This window comes from Pseudomonas sp. PB101 (genome assembly GCF_009764265.1).
Lineage (GTDB): Bacteria > Pseudomonadota > Gammaproteobacteria > Pseudomonadales > Pseudomonadaceae > Aquipseudomonas.
In genome coordinates this window covers 15,147-39,184 of the sequence record NZ_RWIR01000062.1, presented here as the reverse complement: position 1 = coordinate 39,184, position 24,038 = coordinate 15,147, and the positions used below count along the sequence as shown (strand labels likewise).

Below are 24,038 nucleotides of genomic sequence, written 5' to 3'. Positions count from 1 at the left end.
TTGCTGGCGATGGCGATTTTGCGGACGCCATCGCCAGCAAGCCGGCTCCTACAGATCGGTGTTCATCCGCGTTTTCAGGCCTTGCCCGGAATCCCGTACTTGCGCAACCGATGGGCAATCGCCGTGTGGGAGGTTTGCAGGCGGGTCGCCAGTTGCCGGGTCGAGGGATAGCTGACGTAGAGTTTTTCCAGCAGGGTTTTCTCGAACTCGTCCATGGCCTGTTCCAGGCTGTCGACGTCATGGTCGCTCTGACGGGCCACCGAGGTACCGGCGATGTCGAGGTCGCCGATGTCCACCAGGCTGCTTTCGCAAATCGCCGCGGCGCGGAAGATCACGTTCTGCAATTGCCGCACGTTGCCCGGCCAGCGGTTGCCCAGCAGCGCCGGGTAGGTGCCCGGCGCCAGGCGACAGATCGGTCGCTGGATCTGCGCACAGGCCTGTTGCATGAAGTAGCGGGCCAGCAACAGGATGTCCTGGCCGCGCTCGCGCAGGGGCGGTACTTCAACGTTGAGGACATTGAGGCGATAGAACAGGTCTTCGCGGAACAGGCCTTCGCTGACCATTTTTTCCAGGTCGCGGTGGGTCGCGCTGAGGATTCGCACGTTGACCTTGACCTCACGGTCACCGCCGACCCGGCGAAAACTGCCGTCGTTGAGGAAACGCAGCAACTTGGCCTGCAGGTACGGCGACATCTCGCCGATTTCATCGAGAAACACCGTGCCCTGGTTGGCCAGCTCCATCAGCCCGGGTTTGCCGCCCCGTTGGGCGCCGGTGAAAGCACCGGGGGCGTAGCCGAACAGCTCACTTTCGGCGAGGTTCTCCGGCAATGCCGCGCAGTTCAACGCCAGGAACGGTGAACTGTGTCGGGCGCTGATGGCGTGGCAGGCACGGGCCACCAGTTCCTTGCCGGTGCCGGTTTCACCCTGGATCAGCAGCGGCGCGTCGAGGGCCGCCACCCGCTGGGCGCGCGCCTTGAGAGTGCGGATCACCGGGGACTCGCCGAGCAGTGCATCGAAACCTTCGGCGTGGTCATGGTGCAGCGCGGAAAGGCGCTCGCCGATGCGGTTCGGTTGATACAGCGTCAGCAGGGCGCCGGCGTCGGTGATCGGTGTAGCGTCGAGCAGGAAGGTCTGGCCGTTGACGGAGATTTCCCGCAGCGGCAGACGAAAGCCGTGTTCGAGCAGGGCGTCGAGCAAGGCCGGGTCGGCAAACAGGTCGGCGACGCTTTCACCGGCCGGCTCACGGCCATAGAGGGCGATCAAGGCCGGATTGGCCAGCAGCACCTTGCCGTCGCTGTCCAGTGCCAGCACCGGGTCGGTCATGGCCGCCAGCAATGCGTCGAGCTGCAAGTGCCGGCGCTGGCCGGGCAGGATGTCGACCACCGTCACCGCTTGCACGCCATGCACGCTGAACAGGGCATCGCGCAGTTCCTCGAGCACTTGCGGGCTCAGGGTCGGGGCGTCGATATAGACATTGGGCGGCACCATTTCCACCGCATCCAGGTTCAGATTGCGCCCGCCGAGCAGGGCCAGGACTTCCTGGGTGATACCGACGCGGTCGATGAAGCTGACGTGGATACGCATGGGGCGGTTTTGAGGTCTGCAGTGCGGAGGGTGGCGATTATGCCTTGGTGCGGGGCGGAAGGTGAAATCCGGTGGAGCGCCCACTGTAGGAGCCAGCCTGCTGGCGATGGTGTGTCAGCCGCCCCGTGGTGGCTGATACACCTTCGCGAGCAGGCTCGCTCCTACAGGAATGCCGGGTTATTCGAATTTCTCGAGATCTATCGGGTCGCCGGATTTCATATTCAGTTGCTGGCGGATGTCTTCGAACATCAGGTCGTAATGCTCGTGAGACGAACCAATGGCGATCTTCTCTTTGGGAATGCCGTATTTCTCGGCGATTTTCGTCACGTTGCTGGCGAAGTTGTAGGCCTCCTCCTTGGGCAGGAAGAAGGGCTCCTTCAGTTCCTTGCCCTCAATGCTGCCGTGCATGGTGAACTGGATGCCTTTTTCGCCCTTGTCGTTTTTGCTGACTTCATAGTCGACGTGCACGTTGTAGCTGACATCATCCGCGTTCAGCGCATGACGTTCGATATGCAAGTGGCCTGGCTCAAACATTGCCATAGACGTCTCTCCTCATGAGTAAGTAATGCCAGGCGTCGCGGTGCTGATACGAGTGCCGGCCGTACCTTGAACGATAGCTTCAATGTCCGCGAGCGAACCGATTACCGCCACTTTTCCAGTATGACGCGCGAATTCGCAGGCCGCCTGCACCTTCGGTCCCATGGAGCCGGCGGCGAAACCGAGCTTTTCGATTTCATCGGGGTGGGCCTGGGCGATGGCTTTCTGCGTGGGTTTGCCAAAGTCGATGAAGGCGGCGTTGACGTCGGTGGCGATCACCAGCAGATCGGCTTCCAGCTGTTCGGCCAGCAGCGCCGAGCACAGGTCCTTGTCGATGACCGCTTCGACGCCTTCGAGTTTGCCGGGCGAGGTGTACATCGTCGGGATGCCGCCGCCACCGGCGCAGATCACGATGCTGCCTTTTTCCAGCAGCCATTTGATCGGACGGATTTCGAAGATGCGCTTGGGTTTCGGGCTGGCGACCACGCGGCGGTATTTGTCGCCGTCCGGGGCAATTGCCCAGCCTTTTTCGGCGGCGAGTTTTTCCGCATCGGCCTTGCTGTAGACCGGGCCGATGGGTTTGGTCGGGTTCTTGAAGGCCGGGTCGTTGGCGTCGACTTCGACCTGGGTCAGCAAAGTCGCGAAGGGCACTTCGAAGTCCAGCAGATTGCCCAGTTCCTGTTCGATGATGTAGCCGATCATGCCTTCGGTTTCGGCGCCGAGCACGTCCAGCGGGTAAGGGGTGACAGAGGTATAGGCCGCCGCCTGCAACGACAGCAGGCCGACCTGCGGGCCATTGCCATGGGCGATGACCAGTTGGTTGCCGGGATGGATCCTGGCGATCTGTTCGGTGGCGATCCGGATGTTGGCGCGCTGGTTGTCAGCGGTCATCGGTTCGCCCCGGCGGAGCAGGGCATTACCGCCCAGAGCAACAACGATACGCATGGTGCTAGTCCTTCAATAAGAGAAGTAAGCGTGCGACTCCGTCTCCTGTGGGAGCTGGCTTGCCAGCGATGGGATCACCGCGGTCTCTCTGAAACACCGAGGCGCGGCCATCGCTGGCAAGCCAGCTCCCACAAGGAGCCGAGTCAGCCGTTATAGGTCAGCCAGCGTCGACACCAGAATCGCCTTGATCGTGTGCATGCGGTTTTCCGCTTGCTCGAAGGCGATGCAGGCCGGCGACTCGAACACGTCATCGGTCACTTCGATGCCGTTGCTCAGGTGCGGGTACTGCTCGGCGATCTGCTTGCCGATCTTGGTATCGCAGTTATGGAACGCCGGCAGGCAGTGCATGAACTTGGTGCGCGGGTTGCCGGTGGCTTTCATCAGTTCGGCGTTGACCTGATACGGCAGCAGTTGCTGGATGCGCTCGGCCCAGGCTTCGACCGGTTCGCCCATCGACACCCAGACATCGGTGTGGATGAAGTCGACGCCCTTGACCGCCGCTTTCGGGTCTTCGGTGAGGGTGATGCGCGCGCCGCTTTCTTCGCCGTACTGTTTGCAGCGGGCGACCAGGTCGTCCGCCGGCCACAGGGCTTTCGGCGCGCAGATGCGCACGTCCATGCCGAGCTTGGCGCCGATCAGCAGCAAGGAGTTGCCCATGTTGTTGCGCGCATCGCCGAGGTAGGCGTAGCTGATTTCGTGGATCGGCTTGTCGGCGTGTTCACGCATGGTCAGCACGTCGGCGATCATTTGCGTCGGGTGGTATTCGTCGGTCAGGCCGTTGAACACCGGGACGCCGGCGAACTTGGCCAGTTCCTCGACGATTTCCTGCTTGAAGCCACGGTATTCGATGGCGTCGTACATGCGCCCGAGCACGCGGGCGGTGTCCTTCATGCTTTCCTTGTGGCCGATCTGCGAGGAGTTCGGGTCGATGTAGGTGACGTTGGCGCCCTGGTCATAGGCGGCTACTTCGAACGCACAGCGGGTGCGTGTCGAGGTTTTTTCGAAGATCAGCGCGATGTTGTTGCCCTTGAGGTGCTGCTGTTCGGTGCCGGTGTACTTGGCACGCTTGAGGTCGCGGGACAGGTCGAGCAGGTAGCGCAATTCGCGAGGGGTGTGGTGTTCCAGGCTCAGCAGATTGCGGTTATGGATATTGAACGCCATTTTGTATCTCCCAAGGTGAACAGGTTAGTAGTCAATCGGGTCGCGGATGATCGGGCAGGTCATGCAGTGGCCGCCGCCCCGTCCCCGGCCGAGTTCGCCGGCGCTGATGGTGATGACTTCCACGCCGGCCTTGCGCAGCAGGGTATTGGTGTAGGTATTGCGGTCGTAGCCGATGACCACGCCCGGTTCCACGGCCACCACGTTGTTGCCGTCGTCCCATTGCTCGCGTTCGGCGGCGAAGCTGTTGCCGCCGGTCTCGACCACGCGCAGGGCCTTGAGGTTGAGGGCCTGGGCCACGGTGTCGAGGAAGCTGGTGTCTTCGCGGCGGATGTCGATGCCGCCCGCCTTGCTCTCATCGGGACGCAGGGTGAAGGCGACGATCTGGTTCACCACTTCCGGGAAGATCGTGACGAGGTCGCGATCGCAGAAGCTGAACACGGTGTCCAGGTGCATCGCCGCGCGGGACTTCGGCAGGCCGGCAACGATGACTTTCTCGACGGCCTTGTTCTTGAACAGGTTCACCGCCAGTTGCGCAATGGCCTGGCGCGACGAGCGCTCGCCCATGCCGATCAACACCACGCCATTGCCGATGGGCATCACGTCACCGCCCTCGAGGGTGGCGTTGCCATGCTCTTGGTCCGGATCGCCGTACCAGATCTCGAAGTCGGCATTGGTGAACTCGGGGTGGAATTTGTAGATGGCGGTGGCCAGCAGGGTTTCCTGGCGGCGTGCCGGCCAGTACATCGGATTGAGGGTGACGCCACCGTAGATCCAGCAAGTGGTGTCGCGGGTGAACTGGGTGTTGGGTAGCGGCGGCAGGATGAAACTGGAGTTGCCGAGGAAGTCGCGGAACATCTCGATGACCTTGCCGCCGAAACTGGTGGGCAAGTCATCACCCGATACGCCGCCGATCAGGAACTCGGCGATCTTGCGCGGCTCCAGGCTGCGCAGCCACGAGGCGGTTTCGTTGATCAGGCCCAGGCCCACCGAGTTGGCGGTGATCTTGCGTTCCAGAATCCAGTCCAGGGCTTCGGGAATGGCGACGATGTCGGTCAGCAGGTTGTGCATTTCCAGCACATCGATGTTGCGTTCACGCATCTTGGTGACGAAGTCGAAGTGGTCGCGCTTGGCCTGGGCCACCCACAGCACATCATCGAACAGCAGTTCATCGCAGTTGTTCGGGGTCAGTCGCTGATGGGCAAGTCCCGGGGAGCAAACCATGACTTTGCGCAGTTTGCCGGCTTCGGAATGGACGCCGTACTTGACTTTTTCCGTGGTCATTTCAGTGATCCTCCAGATAGAAACAGAGCTATTACAGGGTCAGGAAGCCGTCATAGAGGCCGTAGGCCGCCACCACGGCACCGACGACCACCGCAGCGAAAACCAGCTTCTCGACGTTGGTGAAAACCGGTTTGTCGATCTCCCGCTTGGCCTTGGCGAACAGGATCACGCCGGGGGCGTAGAGCAGGGCCGAGAGCAACAGGTATTTGGTGCCGCCGGCGTACAGCAGCCAGATCGCATAGATCAGGGCCACGGCGCCGATGATCAGATCCTTGCGCCGCTCGCCGGGCGCGCCTTCGTAGCTTTCACCACGCACCGCCAGCAGCAGTGCATAGGCCGCCGACCACAGGTAGGGCACCAGGATCATCGAGGTGGCGAGGTAGATCAGCGACAGGTAGGTGCTGGCCGAGAACAGCGTGATGACCAGGAAAATCTGCACCATGGCATTGGTCAGCCACAGGGCGTTGACCGGCACGTGGTTGGCGTTTTCCTTGCGCAAGAACGCCGGCATTGTGTGGTCCTTGGCGGCGGCGAACATGATCTCCGCGCACAGCAGCACCCACGACAGCAATGCCCCCAGCAGCGAGATGATCAAACCGACGCTGATCAGCACCGCGCCCCAGTGACCGACCACGTGTTCCAGCACGGCGGCCATTGACGGGTTCTGCAGCTTGGCCAGTTCCGGCTGGGTCATGATCCCCAGCGACAACACGTTGACCAGCACCAGGAACAGCAGCACGGTGACGAAGCCGATCACCGTGGCCTTGCCCACGTCGCTGCGTTTTTCCGCCCGGGCCGAAAAGATGCTCGCGCCTTCAATGCCGATGAACACCCATACGGTGACCAGCATCATTTTGCGCACCTGGTCCATCACGCTGCCCAGGTCCGGGTTCTTCAGGCCCCAGATGTCGGCGGTGAAGATGTCCAGTTTGAAGGCGAACAGCGCAATCAACATGAACAGCAGCAGCGGCACGATCTTGGCGACCGTGGTCACCAGGTTGATGAACGCGGCTTCCTTGATGCCTCGCAGCACGAGGAAATGTACGGCCCAGAGCAGCACCGAGGCGCCGATCACGGCGGCGACCGTATTGCCCTCGCCAAATAGCGGAAAGAAGTAACCAAGCGTGCTGAACAGCAGGACGAAGTAACCGACGTTGCCCAGCCAGGCGCTGATCCAGTACCCCCAGGCGGACGAAAAACCCATGTAGTCGCCGAATCCGGCCTTGGCGTAGGCGTAGACCCCGCCGTCCAGGTCGGGCTTGCGGTTGGCCAGGGTCTGGAACACGAAGGCCAGGGTGAGCATGCCGACGGCGGTAATCGCCCAACCGATCAGTACGGCGCCGACATCGGCACTGGCGGCCATGTTCTGTGGCAAGGAAAAGATCCCGCCACCAATCATCGAGCCGACGACTAATGCAACCAGTGCGCCGAGTTTGAGTTTTCCGGGGGCTTCAGACATTGCATGACTCCAATGCAGGAGAAGAGAGGCAACAGATTATTCTGTTGGCTATCCGATCAGCTGACTTAGATCACTAAATGAGAGCGCTCCCAGTTTTTTGGCGGAGTGCCATCAGTTATAAGTCTTATGTCTGTAATGCCTGATCTAGAGGCCTTTGCTGGTTTTCAGGAACTTTTCAGTATTTGTTTCGAATTATGACGCTAGTTTGTTTTTCAAGATCTGCAAGTTTTATTCATGCATTTTTTGGACAGATTTGATGTATTAAAAGTATGTATAAAACAAACGAATATATCGGCGTTGCGATAGCCGTTTTGTGCAAGTAAAAAGACGTCAGTTGGCGTTATCCAATAAACGTTATTACTCTTCAACCGTTTAGTTGACGCCCGATATGTGACGATCTCGCGGCAGTGCCGCCCCCGGAAAATGGAGATGCAATGATGTCGCAATCACCGAACAAGCTTCGCCTGAGCGCATTGATCGCGTTGGTGGTGGGTTCGATGATCGGTGGCGGGATCTTTTCCCTGCCGCAGAACATGGCGGTCCAGGCTGACGCCGGTGCGATCCTGATCGGCTGGGCGATCACCGCGGTGGGCATGCTGACGCTGGCCTTCGTGTTCCAGACCCTGGCCAACCGCAAGCCGGAGCTGAACTCCGGCGTGTACGCCTACGCCAAGGCCGGGTTTGGCGACTACATGGGGTTTTCATCCGCCTGGGGCTACTGGATCAGTGCCTGGCTGGGCAACGTCGGCTACTTCATCTTGCTGTTCAGTACCCTCGGCTATTTCTTTCCGGTCTTCGGCGAAGGCAACACACCGATTGCCATCGCCTGCGCTTCGGTGTTGCTGTGGACCGTGCATTTTGTGGTGATGCGCGGGATCAAGGAGGCCGCGTTCATCAACCAGGTGACCACGGTGGCCAAGATCGTGCCGCTGATCATGTTCATCGTGATTGCCGCCGTGGCATTCAAGGCGGACATCTTTACCCTCGATATCTGGGGGCGCAACAACCCGGAATTCGGCAGCGTGATGGACCAGGTCCGGCACATGATGCTGGTCACCGTGTTCGTGTTCATCGGCATCGAAGGCGCCAGTGTCTATTCGGCCCGGGCGGAGAAACGGTCCGACGTGGGCCGGGCGACGGTGATCGGGTTCGTTGGGGTGTTGGCGCTGCTGGTGCTGGTGAACGTGCTGTCGCTGGGGATCATGTCCCAACCGGAACTGGCGAAACTGCAGAACCCCTCGTTGGCGGCGGTGCTGGAACACATCGTCGGCCCCTGGGGCGCGTTGCTGATCAGCGTCGGCCTGGCGATTTCGTTGTTGGGGGCCTTGTTGTCCTGGGCGCTGCTGTGCGCCGAAATCCTCTTTGCCACGGCGAAAGACAAGACCATGCCGGCCTTCCTGACCAAGGAAAACGCCAACCATGTGCCGGTCAATGCGATGTGGCTGACCAACTCGATGATCCAGTTGTTCCTGCTGATCACGCTGTTTTCCGCCGGCACCTACACCAGCCTGATTTATCTGGCCTCTTCGATGATTCTGGTGCCGTACCTGTGGTCGGCGGCCTATGCGGTGTTGTTGTGCGCACGGGGCGAAACCTACCAACAGGCGCCGGTCGAGCGCACCAAGGATCTGCTGATTGGTGGCATCGCCCTGGTCTACGCGGTGTGGTTGCTGTATGCCGGCGGCCTGAAGTATCTGCTGTTGTCGGCGTTGCTGTATGCGCCGGGCGTGATCCTGTTTGCCAAGGCGCGTCATGAGCAGGGCATGCCGCTATTCACGGCTATCGAGAAAGGTATTTTCACCGCTGTCATCAGCGGCGCCGGGCTGGCGGCTTATGGGTTGTATAGCGGGTTGCTGAATCTGTGAAGGTGTTGCTGGCGTATCAACCACCCTATGACTGGCCGGCGATGCTGGGGTTCTTGTCGGCGCGGGCGATTACCGGGCTGGAAACCGTGCTCGACGGCGTGTATTCACGCAGCATCGGTTTGAACGGTGCCTGCGGTACGTTCTCGATCCAGCCGGCCACCGCCGATGCCCTTGAGTTGACCTTGGACTTTCCAGAGCCGGGCGCCGTACCTGCAGTCGTCGCAAGTGTGCGGCGAATGTTTGATCTGGACGCCGACCTGTCCACGATGCATCGGCACCTGGCGGTTGATCCGCTGCTGGCGCGGCTGATTGCCGAGCGCCCCGGGCTGCGTGTGCCGGGGGCGTGGGATGGCCTGGAACTGGCGATCCGCGCGGTGTTGGGGCAGCAGATTACGGTGGTGGCGGCAATCAGGCTGGCGGGCAAACTGGTCGCGCAGTACGGCACGCCGTTTCATTCGGGGGTGACGGGGGTGACCCATGTGTTTCCCGAGGCCGGGGTTCTGGCGGGTGCGGATCTTGCCGCGTTGGGCATGCCGAAAAGCCGGGGCCGGACGTTGTCGGGCGTGGCTCAGGCATTGCTCGACGATCCTCGATTGTTTGAGCCCGGTCGGGAGGGTGGCGTAGCGCGGTTGCTGGCGTTGCACGGGATTGGTGACTGGACGGCGCAGTACATCGCGCTGCGGCAGTTGCGGGAGATGGATGGATTTCCCAATGGCGATGTCGGGCTGATCAATGCGTTGGCGGCGCTGGAGGGTGGGCCGGTGACGGCCAGGCAGCTATTGGCGCGAGCCGAAACCTGGCGGCCTTTTCGTGGGTATGCGGCGCAGTTATTGTGGACTTCGTTGAGTCGGGTGGACTGAGCTGATCCGGAATGTGTTCTGGCAGTCCTGCGCCATCGCGGGCAAGCCCGCTCCCACAGTTTTTGCGCAGATCCCTGTAGGAGCTGGCTTGCCAGCGATGACGATCTGACGGTCACCACTGCGCGCGATGTGAACCCAAATCAGTTGCTGGCAATGTCCATTGCAAAGGTGTTCCCGTCATCTTGAGCGGCGCATGCAAGCGATGCGCCGCCCCCCACGGCGTCTGCTCCACGATCAAACCCTGATCCTGCGCATCTTCCGCGCGCAAAGCCTCATCCGTCCCCGGTCCAGACTCGATCAACAACTTCGCCGTGCGCGCCAACGACAATCGCGCCGAGCCTCCCGCACCGTCGTTCAACCGCTGCGCCAGCAACCGGATCGTACTGGCCGCCATCAAATACCCGGTGGCGTGATCGAGGGCCTGCACGGGCAGTGGTGTCGGCTTGTCGGCACCTTTGCAGCGCATGCCGGCTTCGGCGATGCCGCTGCTCATCTGCACCAGGCTGTCGAAGCCCCGACGGTTGTGCCAGGGGCCGCTCCAGCCGTAGGCATTGAGGCAAACATCAATCAAGTTCGGGTTCATGGACCGGCGCTCATTCACGCCGAAGCCAAGTCGCTCAAGGGCATCGGCACGATAGCCATGCAGCAGAATGTCGGCATCCTTGAGCAGGCATTCGAATACGCCACGGTCGGTCTTGTCGTGCAGATCAAGACGCGCGCAGCGTTTTCCCAGGGTGACTTCCGGCACCACCCCCGGCTCGTTCCAGGTCGGCGGATCGATGCGCAGGACATCGGCGCCGAGGCCCGCCAGAAAGCGGCTGGCGACAGGGCCGGCGAGCACCCGGGTCAAGTCCAGCACCTTGATGCCGGCCAGTGGCCGAGCGATCGAGCCTGTCCACGGTGTGCGGCTTTGGCTTGAGTGGCTGGCAAATTGAACCAAGGGCTCGGCATTTACGGCCTGGCCCTGAGGATGGGTCTGCCATTGATCCCAAGTGCGCATTTCGGCGGCGCAACCACCGGCATCGACCACCGCTTGTTCCAGCTCGCTTTTCGCCCATGACGCCACTTTGTCGGCCATCGCTGCGCGGTCGGTACAGGCCCCCAGCACGCTTTGTGCAGCGGCACGGTGATGGGGCGCGTTGGTGTGCAGGCGAATCCAGCCATCGCGGGTGGCGTAGTCACCGGCCACCGGGTCCCACAGCGGTGGAACGCTCCAGCCGAGCGGACGAATCGAGGTGGCGAACCAGAACGACGCCAGGCGTCGGTCAACTTCAAGGTCGGGCAGGTGCCCGGTTTGCTGGTGCAGCAGTTCGCTGGCGGCCTGGCCGGCGGCAGCGATGCTGGCGCAGGCCAGGTCCGTGACGGCAAACGCCGAGGGCAGGGCGCCGCTGGAGGTGAATGGAATCGGGGTGTGAGGCAAACCGAGTGCGGCTTGAATGGACGTGAGCAGATCAGTCATCGAAGGGCTCTCCGGAGCGAGAGGCCGAGCATAGACCAAAAAAACCGCAGTCCAGATGGATTCCTTTGTAGGAGCTGGCTTGCCAGCGATGGCGGACTGGCTGAAAGACCGCTATCGCTGGCCAGCCAGCTCCTACAAGGGGCGGCGGGGTTATACGCGGAACTGATCCATCAACTTCATCTGGTGGGTGGTCAGGGCGTTGAGCTGGCTGCTGATCTGCGCCGATTCGGTGGCCTGGCCGGTCAGGGTTTCGGTGACGGTGCGGATCGCCGAGACGTTGCGGTTGACCTCTTCGGCCACCGCGCTTTGCTGCTCGGCGGCGCTGGCGATTTGCAGGTTCATGTCGCTGATCACGGTGACCGCGTCGCTGATCTTGCCCAAGGCCTGGACCGCCTGCTGGATCTGCCCGGCGTTGCTGTGGGCCTGGGTCTGGCTTGAATGCATGGTGGCGACCACGCCACGGGTGCCGGACTGGATGCGTTCGATCACCAGGCGAATTTCTTCCACCGAGTCCTGGGTGCGCTTGGCCAGGTTGCGCACTTCATCGGCGACCACCGCAAAGCCACGACCGCTTTCACCGGCGCGGGCCGCTTCGATCGCTGCGTTGAGGGCCAGCAGGTTGGTTTGTTCAGCGATGCTGCGGATCACCTCCAGCACCGAGCCGATCTGCTCGCTGTTGACCGCCAGGGCTTCGACTTCGGTCACGGCCTTGCTGACTTCGTCGGCCAGTTGATTGATATCGCGGGTGCTGCGCTCGATGATCTGCATCCCATCGCGGGCCGACTGGTCGGCGCCTTTGGCTGCACTCGCCGCGTTGGATGCGCTGTTGGCGACATCGTGGGCGGTGGCGCTCATTTCGTTGGACGCGGTGGCGACCTGGTCGATTTCGCGGAACTGCACCTGCATGCCTTCGCTGGTCTGGCGGGCGATTTCCGACGACTGATCGGCCGTGCCACGGGCATCGGTGATGCTTTGCTTGATCTGCGCGATGGTCGGTTGCAGCTTGTCGAGGAAGCGGTTGAACCAGCTCACCAGTTCGCCCAGTTCGTCCTTCTTGCTGTAGTGCAGACGCTGGGTCAGGTCGCCGTCGCCACTGGCAATCGCCTTGAGCATGTCGGCCACGCTGTTGATCGGGCGGGTCACGCCCGACGCGGTGAGCCACATCAGCAGCAGACCGAGCACACCGGCGATCACCGCCACCGACAAGGCCTTGATCGTGCCAATTTGCTGGGCATCGTCGAGCACCGCCTGCAGTTTCACCGAGTCGGCCAGCAACACTTGCTTGGGCAGGTCGATCACCACGGCCCAGGCCTTGGCATCGGCGATCGGGCTGACCGGATACACCGCACGGATCAGGTCGCCTTGCTGGAGAATCTTCGGTGCACCGCTGCCGAGCAATTGCAGGATGTCCTTGCCATCCGCACCGAGGGTGTCGCTGATGCTCTTGCCGACTTTCGTTGCATCGACGCTGTAGGCTGCCATCACGCCGGTACCGGAGACGATCAGCATGTGCCCGGCGCTGTTGAACAGGTCGCGCTGGGAGTCGACCGCCGCCGCTTGCAGGGCGTCGAGGGCGATGTCGATACCGACCACGCCGATGGACTTGCCGTCCACCAGCAGCGGAACGGAAATGGTGGTCATCAACACTTCCTTGTTGCCGACGGTATCGGCGTACGGGTCGAGCAGGCAGGTGCGCTTGCTGTCCCGCGGGCAGGTGTACCAGACGTTGTACGGCGTGCCGCTGAGGTTCAGGGTGGTCTTGGTCATGTCCTCTTCGACCATGATCGTGTTCAGCGTTTCGCCACCGGCACGGCTGAAGTAGGTGGCGAAACGACCGATTTCGTTGGACTGACGCGCGGCGTCATCGACGAACTCGCTGTCCTTGCCATCCAGGCCGTTGGGCTCGAACGCCAGCCAGATGCCCAGCACTTTGCCGTTGCGCTCGAAGGCGGTTTTCAGGCTCTGGTTCAACTCTTCACGCAACGCACCGGGCGCCATCTCGCGCTGGGTGGCCATGGTGCGCATGTCCTTGATCTGGTCGGCCAGGGCGGTCACCACCGTCAGGGTTTCGCCGAACGTCTTCTGCACCCGCACCGCTTGTTCGGCGGCCTTGGCCTGAAGCAGGTCCTGCACACTGGCGGTGAGCATCCTGCTGCTGGAATCGTTGACCAGGTCATCGTTCTGATTGGTCTGGTAAATGTTCATGCCCACTATCAAGGCGACTACGCCCAGCAGGCACAGACCGGACAGCAGGACGATTTTCAGGCGGATGGACAGTGAGTCGAACATAGGGCGAACTCGCGAATGGATGAAGTGTTGGCTGTGGGCCGTCGCGGCTCACTCGCTAAATCCATTTAGCGCCGATCAATGCACATCGGCGTGGCGTTGAGGTTACATGAGGGGCAACCCGACGAACGGTAGTGGTTGAACGTTTGCGCAGAAAAATGTGCCGGAAAGTGCTTTAAAACGAGGAAAAATCGCGGAGTTGTTCAGGTGGCTTGCAACAGTGATTCCGGCCTCGACCAGATCCACAGGTTGCCCAGCCCCATCCCGGCAATCGCCAGGTAAATCGGCCAGCCGTGATCGAGCATCACCAGCATCAGACCGGCACACAACAGCATGCTGACCGTGGCGCTGATTTTTGCCCTACGCGCGATGATCTTGCCGTTGCGCCAGTTATGGAGGATGGGGCCGAACAGCCGGTGGTTTTCCAGCCAGGCACTCAGGCGCGGCGAGCTGCGGGTGGCGGCCCAGGCGGCCAGCAGGATGAACTCGGTGGTTGGCAGGCCGGGAATGACGATGGCGATCAGGCCGATGCCCAGGCTGACGTAGGCGAGCAGGCCGAAGAGGAGGCGGGAGAGTTTTGTTGATGCGGGCATGGGCTCAAGGCAACACGTGAGGCGAATCGAAATCTTACAGACTTGCTTCGTCCAATGTGGGAGCGAGCCTGCTCGCGAAAGCTGAGTATCAATCGACATAAATGTTGAATGACAGACCGCTTTCGCGAGCAGGCTCGCTCCCACAGGGACCGCGGTGTGTCAGGCGAATTCCGGTGCGTTGGCGTAAGCCTGCTCCAGCAACACGGTAAAACGGTTGAACGCGTCGACGGCGCCTTTTTCCACTTCGGCTTCTTCCTGGGCGCTGAACTCAAGGCCGTCCAGGGTCTTGACGAAGCTCTTCCAGCCTTCCGCGCGGCCGCCGGCCGGTTCGCCGAGGTGACGGGCGCCAAAGGTTTCGCTCAGGCCGAGGCCGACGGCGCGCTTGATCAGGAAGGCGGCGCCGAGCTTGGAGCCTTCGGAGACGAAGATCCAGCCCAGGGCCTGGGCCTTGGTCGGGTTCTTCAGTGCGCCGGCGACCGGCGCCGGTACGTCGGTGTCCAGGTCCGCCAGGTCGGCCTTGGCCGCGTCGGCACGGCAGCGGGCCGGCAGGTCCGGGACGATGGCGGTCAGTTCGGCATCGTTGTACAGCGAGACCAGTTCCGACTGGAACAGGTACTGCGCCACCACGAAGCGGGCGAAGTTGGCCTGGGTTTCAAAGGGGGAGTGGGCCTTGACCAAGGCATCGAGCTTGGTGTGCGGCTCGTTGGTGATCTGGTTCAAACGCTGGGAACGCAGGCTGGAGCGTTGTGCGGTGTCCTGGGTGGTCATGGCAATTCCTTGGGGGGAAGAAGAGGCGCTTGGTAACGAGACGAACAAGAAGGCGCCGGACAGTAAAAAATCCTCGCCGGACGGTTTCAATTCACCGCCCGGCGGGATGGCCGGATCAGATATCCCAGATCAGGTTGACCGCGAAGTTGCGACCCGGCTGGGTCAGGCGGTCGAGGTTGGCCGGCTGGGTCACCGAGGCTTCGCCGACGCTGTCGTAGCCGCGCACGTCATCCCACAGCCAGTACTTTTTGTCGGTCAGGTTGTAGACGCCGCCGCTGACGGTCACATCGTCGGTCACCTTGTAGAACGCACTCAGGTCCAGGATGCCGAAGCCCGGGGTCTTGAACTGGGTGCTGGTGCCGTCCGGGGTCTTGAAGGTGCTGCTGTCGACGCGGTCCTTCTTCTTCACCAGCGTCCAGCTGAGCAAGCCACCGTAGGTGTCCTGGTCGTAGCCGAGGCCGAACACGCCGGTCAGCGGGTTGACGCTGTTGAGCGGCTCGCCCGAGTCGTCGTTGCGACCGTAGGCATAGGCCACCGAACCCTGGGTGTAGAGACCTTGCGGCGCACCGAAGACGTCGAGGTTCAGGCGACCCTTGACCTCGGCACCCTTGATGGTGGCGTGTTTGATGTTGTTGCTCTGGAACGTGGTCTCGGTGTAGCCCGGAGTGATGGCGTTCTCGTCGATGAAGTCGCGGTATTTGTTGTAGAACACGGCTACGTCAAACGAGCCCTGCTCGAAGTTGCCGCGCAAACCTGTCTCGTAGCTTTTGCTCTTTTCCGGTTCGAGGTCCGGATTAGGCGCGACCTTATAGCCGCCAGCGATGTTTTCGAAACGACCGTACAACGCCTTGGCGGTCGGGGTGCGGAAGCCTTCGGCGTACTGGCCGTACCAGGTGTAGTGGTCGTTGAAGCTATAGGTGGTGCCGAACTTCGGCGACAGGCGATGCCAGGTCTTGGTCTCATCACTCACGCTGCCGTTGCGGCTCTGGTCGGCGGTGGCCAGGAACTCTTCGGTGATGTGCGGTTTGAGCTCGGTGTAGTCGTAGCGCGCACCGGGCAGGAAGGTCCAGTTGCCCCAACTGATCTGGTCCTGGGCGAACAGGGCGTAGCTGTTGATGGTCGGGTCCGGGAAATCACTGGCGGGTGTCAGTGTGTCGGTGGCGCTAGGGGCACCAATGACCCGGCAGGATCCGGCTACGGTCAGGCAGGTGCCGGAACCGGTACGCAGGCCGGTGACTTTGTCCTGCTTGATGGTGGTGCCATAGGTGACGAGGTGTTCGGTGTCGGCGATGGCAAACGACTTGTCAGCCTGGGCATCGAATACCCATTGGCGGTCCTTGTAGTTGGTGTCGCGGTTGCGCAGCACGGTCCGCGACGGCGCGTAGATTTCCTCGGTGCTCTGGTCGGTCTTGGCGATCTGGTAGTTAAGCGACCACTTGATGTTGTCAGCCAGTGCGCTGTCCAGGCCGAAGTTGTGTTCCAGGCCAAAGCGTTCGCGGGTGATCGTGTCGTTGCCGGTGCGGGCTTTGTAGAAGCCGAAACCGCGTCCGGCGTTGAACGGGCCGCCCACGGCGCTCAATTGATTGGTGTCGCGGTCGTCCTTGTAATGCTCGTAGGTCAGGCCCAGGCGTGCGTCGTCGGCGTAATCCCAGCCCAGTTTGGCTAGCACGCTAGTGGTGCGAGCGTCCTGGGGGTTGGCCTCGGTACGGTTCAATCCGGTACCACCGGTTTCGCCATAGGACTCTGTTTCATGACCGTTGCGCTGACTGAAGTGCAACAGGCCATCGAACTCGCCGGTGCGACCGGCGACGGTGCCGGACGTCAGCCAGCTTTCGTCGGCGGAGCTGTAGCCGGTCTTCAGGCGTGCACCAACATCCTTGCCCGGTTTGATGATGTCGTCAGCGTCCAGCGTGTAGTAGCTGACGGCGCCGCCAATGGCGTTGCTGCCGTACAGCACTGAGGCTGGGCCGCGGAGGATTTCCACACGCTTGACGATTTCCGGGTCGACATAGTTGCGGTTGGTCTGGGCATAGGGGCCGTTGAAGAAACCGTCAGGCACCTGCACACCATCGACCTGGGTCAGCACGCGGTCGCCATCGATGCCGCGAATGTTGTAGCCAGTGATGCCGGCGCGCTGGCCTGCGCCACCTACCGATACACCGGGTTCGTAGCGCACCAGTTCCTTGATGGTATTGACGTTGTTGCGGTCCAGATCTTCTCGCGAGTAGACAGAGACCGTGCTCGGCACGCTGCTCACGGACTGTTCGTTACGGGTGGCGCTGATGGTCACCTGATCCAGATTGAGGGCGCTGCCGACACTGCGCTTTTCCAGCACGATGCTGTTATTGCCCAGTTTGCGATAGCTCAGGTTGGTCCCCACCAACAGGCGATCCAGGGCTTTTTCCGGCGACAGGGAACCGCGTACGCCCGGCGAGGCCACACCCTGCGCCAGCTCCGACGACACACCGACCTGCCAGCCCGTCACGGCGGTAAAGGCATTGAGTGCCGACACCAGTGACTGCTGGGGAATGGCGAACGCGTAGTCGCCCATTTTGCGGGTCGACGGTTCGGCGGCGGTGGCGGCCATCAGCGGTGCGGTGCCGGCCATCAGGATGGCAGCGGTCAGCAGCGACAGCACGCGGGAAGGTGAAGGGGCTGGGCGGGTGAGGCGAGAGGACATCGATAGCGCTCCGTGTCGCACGAATCTTTATAGGTGCTGATTGGCATCCTGAGATGCGAATCAATTGCATTGGCTATAACGAGACGTACGGGATTTGCCTATCGAGTAAAAATAATTCTCATTCAGTTCAAGATGACCAGCGCCGGGAATTCCTGCAGCCGGGCCGAGGTAATGTGGGCCAGGGAGCGAACCACGTCCAGCGGCTGATCGAGGCGATAGTTGCCGGTCACGGTGACGTCGGCCAGTTGTTCGTTGTTGTTGATGATCCAGCCCGGGTAGTAGCGGCGCAGTTCGGCCAGCACCTGGTTCAACGGGCAGTTCTCGAAAACCAGGCGCCCCTGGACCCACGCCAGCTCGGTGGCGGCATCCAGCTTGGCCGGGCGGTCGAAGCCGTTGGGGCCGATGCGAATGCTTTCCCCGGCGGACAGGCGCACCCGCGCATCGTCACGGGTGGCCCGCAAGTCGACATCCCCGCGTTGCACCCGCACTTGCGCCACGCCATCGAGGTAGCGCACGGCAAACGCGGTATCGCGAACGGTGGCCGTGACCGGGCCGGCGTCGATTTCCAATGGCTGGCCGCGATTGGCCTGCACTTCGAAAAACGCTTCGCCCTGATACAGGCGGGCAACACGTTGTTGATCGTTGATGGTGCTCGAGAACGCCGAATTGGTATTGAGCAGGACCCTGGAACCGTCCTCCAGTTGCAGGCGCTGGCGCTCGCCGACCACGGTCAGGTGATCGGCCTGCAGGCGCATCGGCAAGTTGCTGAAACTGAACAGGCCGAGCAGCAGCACGGCGGCAGTGGCCAGCGGTTTCCAGTGCGGGCGCAGGCGAGTGAGGACGGTGACTTTCGCGGGACGGGCAGCCAGGCTTTGCGCGCATTTCGCCACTTGCGGGCCGTCCCAGATCGCCTGGGCCTTGGCGAAGGCCTGGGCATTGAGCGGGTCGGCATCGAGCCAGACATGGAATTGGCGGGTCTGCTCCTCGTCGGGACTGCCGAGCACGATCAGCCAGTCCAGGGCCTGGTCCATCGCGCTAGCGGAGTCCTGCGCCGATGAAGGCTCAGGGGAGCGGTGGTTGTCCGTCACGGTGTTTCCTCGGCAGTGTCTGTGCACGGCTGTTTTTTTTTAGTGAAACGTAAAAAGTGGGCCAAGGGTAGCAAAGCCCGATGACCAGCGCAGTCGGTCAAGGTCAGCGCAAGATCCTGACGCTCAATTGGCGTTCAGGCGATCGGCAACCCCGATGCAGATCGACATGATCAATTTGAGTTCTTTTTGCACGGTGCTGAGGGACACGTTCAACTCGTCGGCGATTTCCTGGTAGCTGTGTCCGTGCAGGCGGCTGAGGATGAAAATCCGCTGTTGGCGGTCGCTGAGTTCACTGAGGCTCACGTTCAGGCGCTCCAGCAATTGTTCGGCATGGGCGGCGTCTTCGGCGCTGCTGGTGGGGGCGGCGATGCTGTGCACCACCTCCTGCGGCACGTCGTCGACCATGGTGCGCGAGTGGATGCGCCGCGCGCGCAGATGGTCCAGCGCCAGGTTGCGCGCCGTCTGGAAAACAAAGGGCTCGAGATGATCGATGGCCCGTTCGCTCAATGCACGGGTCACCCGCAGGTAGGTTTCCTGCAGGAGGTCTTCAGCGGTACTGTGATTGTTGACCATCCGGTCCAGCGTCCGCAGCAGGGAGGTGCGCTGGGTGAGGAAAACGTGATTGAAGCGCGACTGACTCACGGGAGAACCTGATCCATTTCGAGCGAATGATAATGCTTATCATCCACCCGAGTGGTCAAGTATTGATTTGTGAAGGTTTAAGCGCGTCCCTGCAAATAGCTCGCGTAATCGGGAATCCGATGGCTGTGCGCCTGGTCCATCAACGGGCTGCTGATGAGGTAGTCGGCGCTGCATTCGTTGCACGCCACCGGGATGTTCCAGACCGCCGCGACCCGCAGCAACGCCTTGATGTCCGGGTCGTGTGGTTGCGGTTCGAAGGGGTCCCAGAAGAACACCAGCATGTCGACCCGTTGCTCGGCGATCTGCGCACCGAGCTGTTGGTCGCCGCCCAGCGGACCACTGATCATGCTCTGCACGGGCAGGTCGAGGCGTTGTTGCAACAACAACCCCGTGGTGCCGGTAGCGACCAGATCATGCCGGGCCAGTTTGTCTTTTTGCCGTTCGGCCCAGTCCAGCAGGAACACCTTGCAGTGGTCATGGGCAACCAGGGCGATACGCTTGCGCGCCGCCAGGGTCTTTTGCGTAAAGCTGATGCCGATCATGGGTTGTTCCACAGGCGATTTGCGCGGGTGATTGCGAGGACGCCATCGCCAGCAAGCCGGCTCCTACAAGGTTGACGATTTCTGTAGGAGCCGGCTTGCCGGCGATGGCGATTTTGCAGACGCAGAATTACTCGGCGTTGCACAGCGCCAGGCAGTTATCGAGCATGCGGTTGGAGAAGCCCCACTCGTTGTCATACCAGGCCAGGACCTTGAGCAGCTTGCCGCTGGATTTGGTGTGATTGGCGTCGAAGATCGACGACAGCGGGTTGTGGTTGAAGTCGCTGGAGACCAGCGGCAGGGTGTTGTAGCCAAGGATCTTCGAGTGCTGGCTGGCGGCTTTCATCAGCGCATTGACTTCCTCTGCGCTGGCTTCTTTTTTCAGCTGCACGGTCAGGTCCACCAGCGACACGTTGATCACCGGTACGCGTACGGCCATGCCGGTCAGCTTGCCCGCCAGTTCCGGCAGCACCAGGCCGACGGCTTCGGCGGCACCGGTCTTGCTCGGGATCATGTTCTGGGTGGCCGAGCGGGCACGGTACGGGTCGCTGTGGTAGACGTCGGTCAGGTTCTGGTCGTTGGTGTAGGCGTGAATGGTGGTCATCAGGCCGCTTTCGATGCCCAGTTCGCGATGCAGCACCTGGGCCACCGGGGCCAGGCAGTTGGTGGTGCACGACGCATTGGAGATGATCTGGTGCGATTGGCGCAGAATGTCGTGGTTCACCCCATAGACGACGGTGGCGTCGGCGCCTTTGGCCGGGGCCGAGATGATCACTTTGCGCGCGCCCGCCGTAATATGCGCGGCGGCCTTGGCCCGGTCGGTGAACAGACCGGTGCATTCGAACACCACATCAATCTTTTCCGCGGCCCAGGGCAGGTCGGCCGGGTTGCGAATGGCGCTGACCGAAATGCGGTCGCCGTTGACCGTCAGGCTCTCCTGGTCGTGCTGAACATCGGCATCGAACGTGCCATGAACGGTGTCGTACTTGAGTAGATGAGCATTGATCGCGCTGTCGCCCAGGTCGTTGATGGCGACGATCTGCAGATCCTGACGGTAACCCTGGGTATAGAGTGCGCGCAGAACATTACGGCCGATGCGGCCAAAGCCATTGATTGCGATTCGAAGAGTCATATGTCTGCGCTACCGTCGTTTTGTTGTTGGAATTACAAGATTATTCGCAAAAAAATAGAAAACAAGCCTTTTTAATGGCAATATTTTGTTCAATCTACAACGAGTGACCTGAATCAACTGGTCCAACCGATCAAGAAAACCGTCTGTCATCCCATCGACACCGGCCTCTGATCAGCATAGACAATCAGGTCGCCACATCCGTTAGCCTGGAGTTCTACACATGCATCCCCGCGTCCTTGAGGTCACCGAACGGCTTATCGCCCGCAGCCGCGCCACGCGTGAGGCTTACCTTGCATTGATTCGCGGTGCAGCCAGCGACGGTCCGATGCGCGGCCAGCTGCAATGCGCCAACTTCGCCCATGGCGTGGCCGGTTGCGGCAGCGACGACAAGCACAGCCTGCGGATGATGAATTCCGCGAACATCGCGATAGTTTCGTCATATAACGACATGCTCTCGGCGCACCAGCCGTACGAAGTCTTCCCGGAGCTGATCAAGAAGGCCCTGCGCGAGATCGGCTCCGTCGGTCAGTTCGCCGGCGGCACACCGGCCATGTGCGATGGCGTGACCCAGGGCGAGCCAGGCATGGAACTGAGCCTGCCGAGCCGTGAAGTGATTGCGTTGTCCACGGCCGTGGCGCTGTCCCACAACATGTTCGACGGCGCGCTGATGCTCGGCATCTGCGACAAGATCGTGCCGGGCCTGATGATGGGCGCGCTGCGCTTCGGCCATCTGCCGATGATCTTCGTGCCGGGTGGGCCGATGGTCTCGGGTATTTCCAACAAGCAGAAAGCCGACGTGCGGCAGAAATACGCCGAAGGCAAGGCGACCCGCGAAGAGCTGCTGGAATCGGAAATGAAGTCCTACCACAGCCCTGGCACCTGCACCTTCTACGGCACCGCCAACACCAACCAGTTGCTGATGGAAGTCATGGGCCTGCACCTGCCGGGCGCTTCCTTCGTCAACCCGAACACTCCGCTGCGTGACGCCCTTACCCGCGAAGCTGCACACCAGGTCACGCGTTTGACCAAGCAGAACGGTGACTACATCCCGATCGGTGAAATCGTCGACGAGCGTTCGCTGGTCAACTCGATTGTCGCGCTGCACGCCACCGGTGGCTCGACCAACCACACCCTGCACATGCCGGCCATCGCCATGGCGGCGGGCATTCAGTTGACCTGGCAGGACATGGCCGACCTCTCCGAAGTCGTGCCGACCCTGAGCCACGTCTACCCGAACGGCAAAGCCGACATCAACCACTTCCAGGCGGCGGGCGGCATGTCGTTCCTGATCCGCGAACTGCTGGAAGCCGGGTTGCTCCACGAAAACGTCAACACGGTGATGGGCCACGGCCTGAGCCGCTACACCCAGGAGCCGTTCCTCGACAATGGCCAACTGGTCTGGCGCGAAGGCGTGACCGACAGCCTCGATGAAAGCATCCTGCGGCCGGTCGCCCGTGCGTTCTCGGCAGAGGGTGGCCTGCGGGTGATGGAAGGCAACCTCGGTCGCGGCGTGATGAAGGTTTCGGCCGTGGCACTGGAAAACCAGGTCGTCGAAGCACCGGCCATGGTGTTCCAGGATCAGCAGGACCTGGCCGATGCGTTCAAGGCCGGTTTGCTGGAGAAGGATTTTGTCGCGGTGATGCGCTTCCAGGGCCCGCGCTCCAACGGCATGCCGGAACTGCACAAGATGACGCCGTTCCTCGGCGTGCTGCAGGATCGCGGCTTCAAGGTGGCGCTGGTGACCGACGGACGCATGTCCGGCGCGTCGGGGAAAATCCCGGCGGCCATCCACGTCAGCCCCGAAGCTTATGTCGGTGGCGCTTTGGCACGGGTGCAAGAGGGCGATATCATCCGCGTCGATGGCGTCAAAGGCACCCTGGAGCTTAAGGTGGACGCCGAAGAATTCGCTGCGCGCACACCGGCCAAAGGCCTGTTGGGTAACAACATCGGCACCGGTCGCGAGCTGTTCGGTTTCATGCGCATGGCCTTCAGCTCGGCGGAGCAGGGCGCCAGCGCCTTCACTTCTGCCCTGGAGACGCTTAATTGAAACTGGCTTTGGTCGGTGACATCGGTGGGACCAACGCACGTTTCGCGTTGTGGAAAAACCAGCAACTGGAAAGCGTCCAGGTGCTGGCGACGGCCGACCATGCCAGCCCGGAGGAGGCGATCAGCCTCTACCTGAACGGGCTCGGTCTGGCGCCAGGTTCGATCGGTTCGGTGTGCCTGTCGGTGGCCGGTCCCGTCAGCGGTGATGAATTCAAGTTCACCAACAACCATTGGCGCCTGAGTCGCAAGGGCTTTTGCCAGACCTTGCAGGTCGATCAGCTATTGCTGGTCAACGACTTCTCGGCCATGGCCCTGGGCATGACCCGTTTGCAGCCCGGCGAATTTCGCGTGGTCTGCGAAGGCACGCCGGAGCCGCTGCGCCCGGCGGTGGTGATTGGCCCGGGCACAGGCCTGGGTGTCGGTACTTTGCTCGATCTGGGCGAGCGGTTTGCCGCGTTGCCGGGGGAGGGCGGTCACGTCGATTTGCCGTTGAGCAGCCCGCGGGAAACTCAACTGTGGCAACACATCTTCAACGAGATCGGTCATGTCAGCGCCGAAACCGCCTTGAGCGGCGGCGGCTTGCCGCGCGTCTACCGGGCGATCTGCGCGGTGGACGGGCACGCACCGGTGCTCGACACACCGGAAGCCATCACCGCTGCGGGGCTGGCGGGCGACCCGATTGCCGTGGAAGTGCTTGAGCAGTTCTGCTGCTGGCTCGGCCGCGTGGCCGGCAACAACGTGCTGACCAGCGGTGGGCGCGGGGGCGTGTACATCGTTGGCGGGGTGATTCCACGCTTTGCCGATTTCTTCCTCGAAAGCGGTTTCGCCCGCTGCTTTGCCGACAAGGGCTGCATGAGCGATTACTTCAAGGGCATTCCGGTGTGGCTGGTGACGGCGCCGTATTCCGGATTGATGGGTGCGGGTGTGGCGCTCGAACAGGCTTGAGATCGAGTCGCCTTCATCGCTGGCAAGCCAGCTCCCACAGGATCACCGGCATTTTCAGAATGCGTACATAACCTTGTGGGAGCTGGCTTGCCAGCGATGGGGCCAGAACAGGCAACAATTTTTCAAGGTGCATCAGGCATAATCGGCCCCAATTCCAACAACAAGGACG

19 protein-coding genes and 1 pseudogene are annotated in these 24,038 nt (G+C 61.6%); 4 read left to right on the top strand and 16 right to left on the bottom strand.

All coding sequences use genetic code 11. The features are described 5' to 3' along the window. Positions 1–74: 74 nt before the first annotated feature. From EI969_RS19340 to arcD (EI969_RS19315), 6 genes are all read right to left on the bottom strand, one after another. Positions 75–1,583, bottom strand: coding sequence for a sigma-54-dependent transcriptional regulator (locus EI969_RS19340; RefSeq protein WP_160389200.1), 1,509 nt, complete (start codon positions 1,581–1,583; stop codon positions 75–77). Between the two features lie 177 nt (positions 1,584–1,760). Continuing rightward, positions 1,761–2,123, bottom strand: coding sequence for a DUF5064 family protein (locus EI969_RS19335; protein WP_160389199.1), 363 nt, complete (start codon positions 2,121–2,123; stop codon positions 1,761–1,763). Positions 2,124–2,135: 12 nt separating this feature from the next. Next, complete coding sequence (gene arcC / locus EI969_RS19330; protein WP_160389198.1) at positions 2,136–3,065, bottom strand: carbamate kinase; 930 nt, start codon at positions 3,063–3,065, stop codon at positions 2,136–2,138. Positions 3,066–3,215: 150 nt separating this feature from the next. Then, complete coding sequence (locus EI969_RS19325; RefSeq protein ID WP_160389197.1) at positions 3,216–4,226, bottom strand: ornithine carbamoyltransferase; 1,011 nt, start codon at positions 4,224–4,226, stop codon at positions 3,216–3,218. Positions 4,227–4,250: 24 nt separating this feature from the next. Then, positions 4,251–5,507, bottom strand: coding sequence for an arginine deiminase (gene arcA, locus EI969_RS19320; protein WP_160389196.1), 1,257 nt, complete (start codon positions 5,505–5,507; stop codon positions 4,251–4,253). 31 nt (positions 5,508–5,538) lie between these two features. Further along, on the bottom strand, positions 5,539–6,966 hold the full coding sequence (arcD, locus tag EI969_RS19315; RefSeq protein ID WP_160389195.1) for an arginine-ornithine antiporter: 1,428 nt from the start codon (positions 6,964–6,966) through the stop codon (positions 5,539–5,541). A gap of 437 nt (positions 6,967–7,403) precedes the next feature. Here arcD (EI969_RS19315) and arcD (EI969_RS19310) point away from each other — a divergent pair, with 437 nt between their 5' ends. Beyond that, positions 7,404–8,831 carry an arginine-ornithine antiporter gene (gene arcD, locus EI969_RS19310; protein WP_160389201.1) on the top strand — a complete coding sequence of 476 codons (1,428 nt, stop codon included), beginning with the start codon at positions 7,404–7,406 and terminating at the stop codon, positions 8,829–8,831. Next, complete coding sequence (locus EI969_RS19305) at positions 8,828–9,691, top strand: DNA-3-methyladenine glycosylase (protein WP_160389194.1); 864 nt, start codon at positions 8,828–8,830, stop codon at positions 9,689–9,691. The genes arcD (EI969_RS19310) and EI969_RS19305 overlap by 4 nt, the downstream gene beginning before the upstream one ends. A 112-nt stretch (positions 9,692–9,803) precedes the next feature. On the opposite strand, the gene EI969_RS19300 is transcribed toward EI969_RS19305, so the two are convergent. The 10 genes and pseudogenes from EI969_RS19300 to gap all read right to left on the bottom strand — a co-directional run bounded on the left by EI969_RS19300 (position 9,804) and on the right by gap (position 20,878). Further along, positions 9,804–11,150 (bottom strand): CoA transferase, encoded by a 1,347-nt coding sequence (locus tag EI969_RS19300; RefSeq protein ID WP_160389193.1) that lies wholly within the window; start codon positions 11,148–11,150, stop codon positions 9,804–9,806. Positions 11,151–11,300: 150 nt separating this feature from the next. Then, positions 11,301–12,056 (bottom strand): methyl-accepting chemotaxis protein, encoded by a 756-nt coding sequence (locus EI969_RS31035; protein ID WP_371926002.1) that lies wholly within the window; start codon positions 12,054–12,056, stop codon positions 11,301–11,303. A gap of 102 nt (positions 12,057–12,158) precedes the next feature. Beyond that, positions 12,159–13,148 (bottom strand): annotated as a pseudogene (locus EI969_RS31030) (HAMP domain-containing protein); the annotation flags it as partial. A gap of 491 nt (positions 13,149–13,639) precedes the next feature. Then, positions 13,640–14,029 (bottom strand): YbaN family protein, encoded by a 390-nt coding sequence (locus EI969_RS19290; protein WP_160389191.1) that lies wholly within the window; start codon positions 14,027–14,029, stop codon positions 13,640–13,642. A 159-nt stretch (positions 14,030–14,188) separates the two neighbouring features. After that, positions 14,189–14,797 carry a biliverdin-producing heme oxygenase gene (locus EI969_RS19285; protein ID WP_160389190.1) on the bottom strand — a complete coding sequence of 203 codons (609 nt, stop codon included), beginning with the start codon at positions 14,795–14,797 and terminating at the stop codon, positions 14,189–14,191. 115 nt (positions 14,798–14,912) lie between these two features. Beyond that, on the bottom strand, positions 14,913–17,477 hold the full coding sequence (locus tag EI969_RS19280) for a TonB-dependent receptor (protein WP_160389189.1): 2,565 nt from the start codon (positions 17,475–17,477) through the stop codon (positions 14,913–14,915). A 122-nt stretch (positions 17,478–17,599) separates the two neighbouring features. Further along, on the bottom strand, positions 17,600–18,565 hold the full coding sequence (locus tag EI969_RS19275) for a FecR domain-containing protein (RefSeq protein WP_160389188.1): 966 nt from the start codon (positions 18,563–18,565) through the stop codon (positions 17,600–17,602). A gap of 123 nt (positions 18,566–18,688) precedes the next feature. Further along, complete coding sequence (locus tag EI969_RS19270; RefSeq protein ID WP_160389187.1) at positions 18,689–19,207, bottom strand: sigma-70 family RNA polymerase sigma factor; 519 nt, start codon at positions 19,205–19,207, stop codon at positions 18,689–18,691. A gap of 77 nt (positions 19,208–19,284) precedes the next feature. After that, positions 19,285–19,749, bottom strand: coding sequence for a methylglyoxal synthase (locus EI969_RS19265; protein ID WP_160389186.1), 465 nt, complete (start codon positions 19,747–19,749; stop codon positions 19,285–19,287). A 127-nt stretch (positions 19,750–19,876) separates the two neighbouring features. Further along, a complete protein-coding gene (gap, locus tag EI969_RS19260; RefSeq protein ID WP_160389185.1) occupies positions 19,877–20,878 on the bottom strand; it encodes a type I glyceraldehyde-3-phosphate dehydrogenase in 1,002 nt (333 codons plus the stop codon). A 220-nt stretch (positions 20,879–21,098) separates the two neighbouring features. Here gap and edd point away from each other — a divergent pair, with 220 nt between their 5' ends. Both edd and EI969_RS19250 read left to right on the top strand, forming a co-directional pair. Next, positions 21,099–22,925 carry a phosphogluconate dehydratase gene (edd, locus tag EI969_RS19255; protein ID WP_160389184.1) on the top strand — a complete coding sequence of 609 codons (1,827 nt, stop codon included), beginning with the start codon at positions 21,099–21,101 and terminating at the stop codon, positions 22,923–22,925. Continuing rightward, a complete protein-coding gene (locus EI969_RS19250) occupies positions 22,922–23,869 on the top strand; it encodes a glucokinase (protein ID WP_160389183.1) in 948 nt (315 codons plus the stop codon). Before edd ends, EI969_RS19250 begins: the two co-directional genes overlap by 4 nt. The last annotated feature ends 169 nt before the right edge of the window (positions 23,870–24,038 follow it).

Excerpts from the sequence above, each read along its gene's own strand:
- EI969_RS19340 (WP_160389200.1), bottom strand. The coding sequence starts at position 1,583 with ATGCGTATCCACGTCAGCTTCATCGACCGCGTCGGTATCACCCAGGAA.
- EI969_RS19335 (WP_160389199.1), bottom strand. The coding sequence starts at position 2,123 with ATGGCAATGTTTGAGCCAGGCCACTTGCATATCGAACGTCATGCGCTG.
- arcC (WP_160389198.1), bottom strand. The coding sequence starts at position 3,065 with ATGCGTATCGTTGTTGCTCTGGGCGGTAATGCCCTGCTCCGCCGGGGC.
- EI969_RS19325 (WP_160389197.1), bottom strand. The coding sequence starts at position 4,226 with ATGGCGTTCAATATCCATAACCGCAATCTGCTGAGCCTGGAACACCAC.
- arcA (WP_160389196.1), bottom strand. The coding sequence starts at position 5,507 with ATGACCACGGAAAAAGTCAAGTACGGCGTCCATTCCGAAGCCGGCAAA.
- arcD (WP_160389195.1), bottom strand. The coding sequence starts at position 6,966 with ATGTCTGAAGCCCCCGGAAAACTCAAACTCGGCGCACTGGTTGCATTA.
- arcD (WP_160389201.1), top strand. The coding sequence starts at position 7,404 with ATGTCGCAATCACCGAACAAGCTTCGCCTGAGCGCATTGATCGCGTTG.
- EI969_RS19300 (WP_160389193.1), bottom strand. The coding sequence starts at position 11,150 with ATGACTGATCTGCTCACGTCCATTCAAGCCGCACTCGGTTTGCCTCAC.
- EI969_RS31035 (WP_371926002.1), bottom strand. The coding sequence starts at position 12,056 with ATGCAGGTGCAGTTCCGCGAAATCGACCAGGTCGCCACCGCGTCCAAC.
- EI969_RS19290 (WP_160389191.1), bottom strand. The coding sequence starts at position 14,029 with ATGCCCGCATCAACAAAACTCTCCCGCCTCCTCTTCGGCCTGCTCGCC.
- EI969_RS19285 (WP_160389190.1), bottom strand. The coding sequence starts at position 14,797 with ATGACCACCCAGGACACCGCACAACGCTCCAGCCTGCGTTCCCAGCGT.
- EI969_RS19280 (WP_160389189.1), bottom strand. The coding sequence starts at position 17,477 with ATGTCCTCTCGCCTCACCCGCCCAGCCCCTTCACCTTCCCGCGTGCTG.
- EI969_RS19265 (WP_160389186.1), bottom strand. The coding sequence starts at position 19,749 with ATGATCGGCATCAGCTTTACGCAAAAGACCCTGGCGGCGCGCAAGCGT.
- gap (WP_160389185.1), bottom strand. The coding sequence starts at position 20,878 with ATGACTCTTCGAATCGCAATCAATGGCTTTGGCCGCATCGGCCGTAAT.
- edd (WP_160389184.1), top strand. The coding sequence starts at position 21,099 with ATGCATCCCCGCGTCCTTGAGGTCACCGAACGGCTTATCGCCCGCAGC.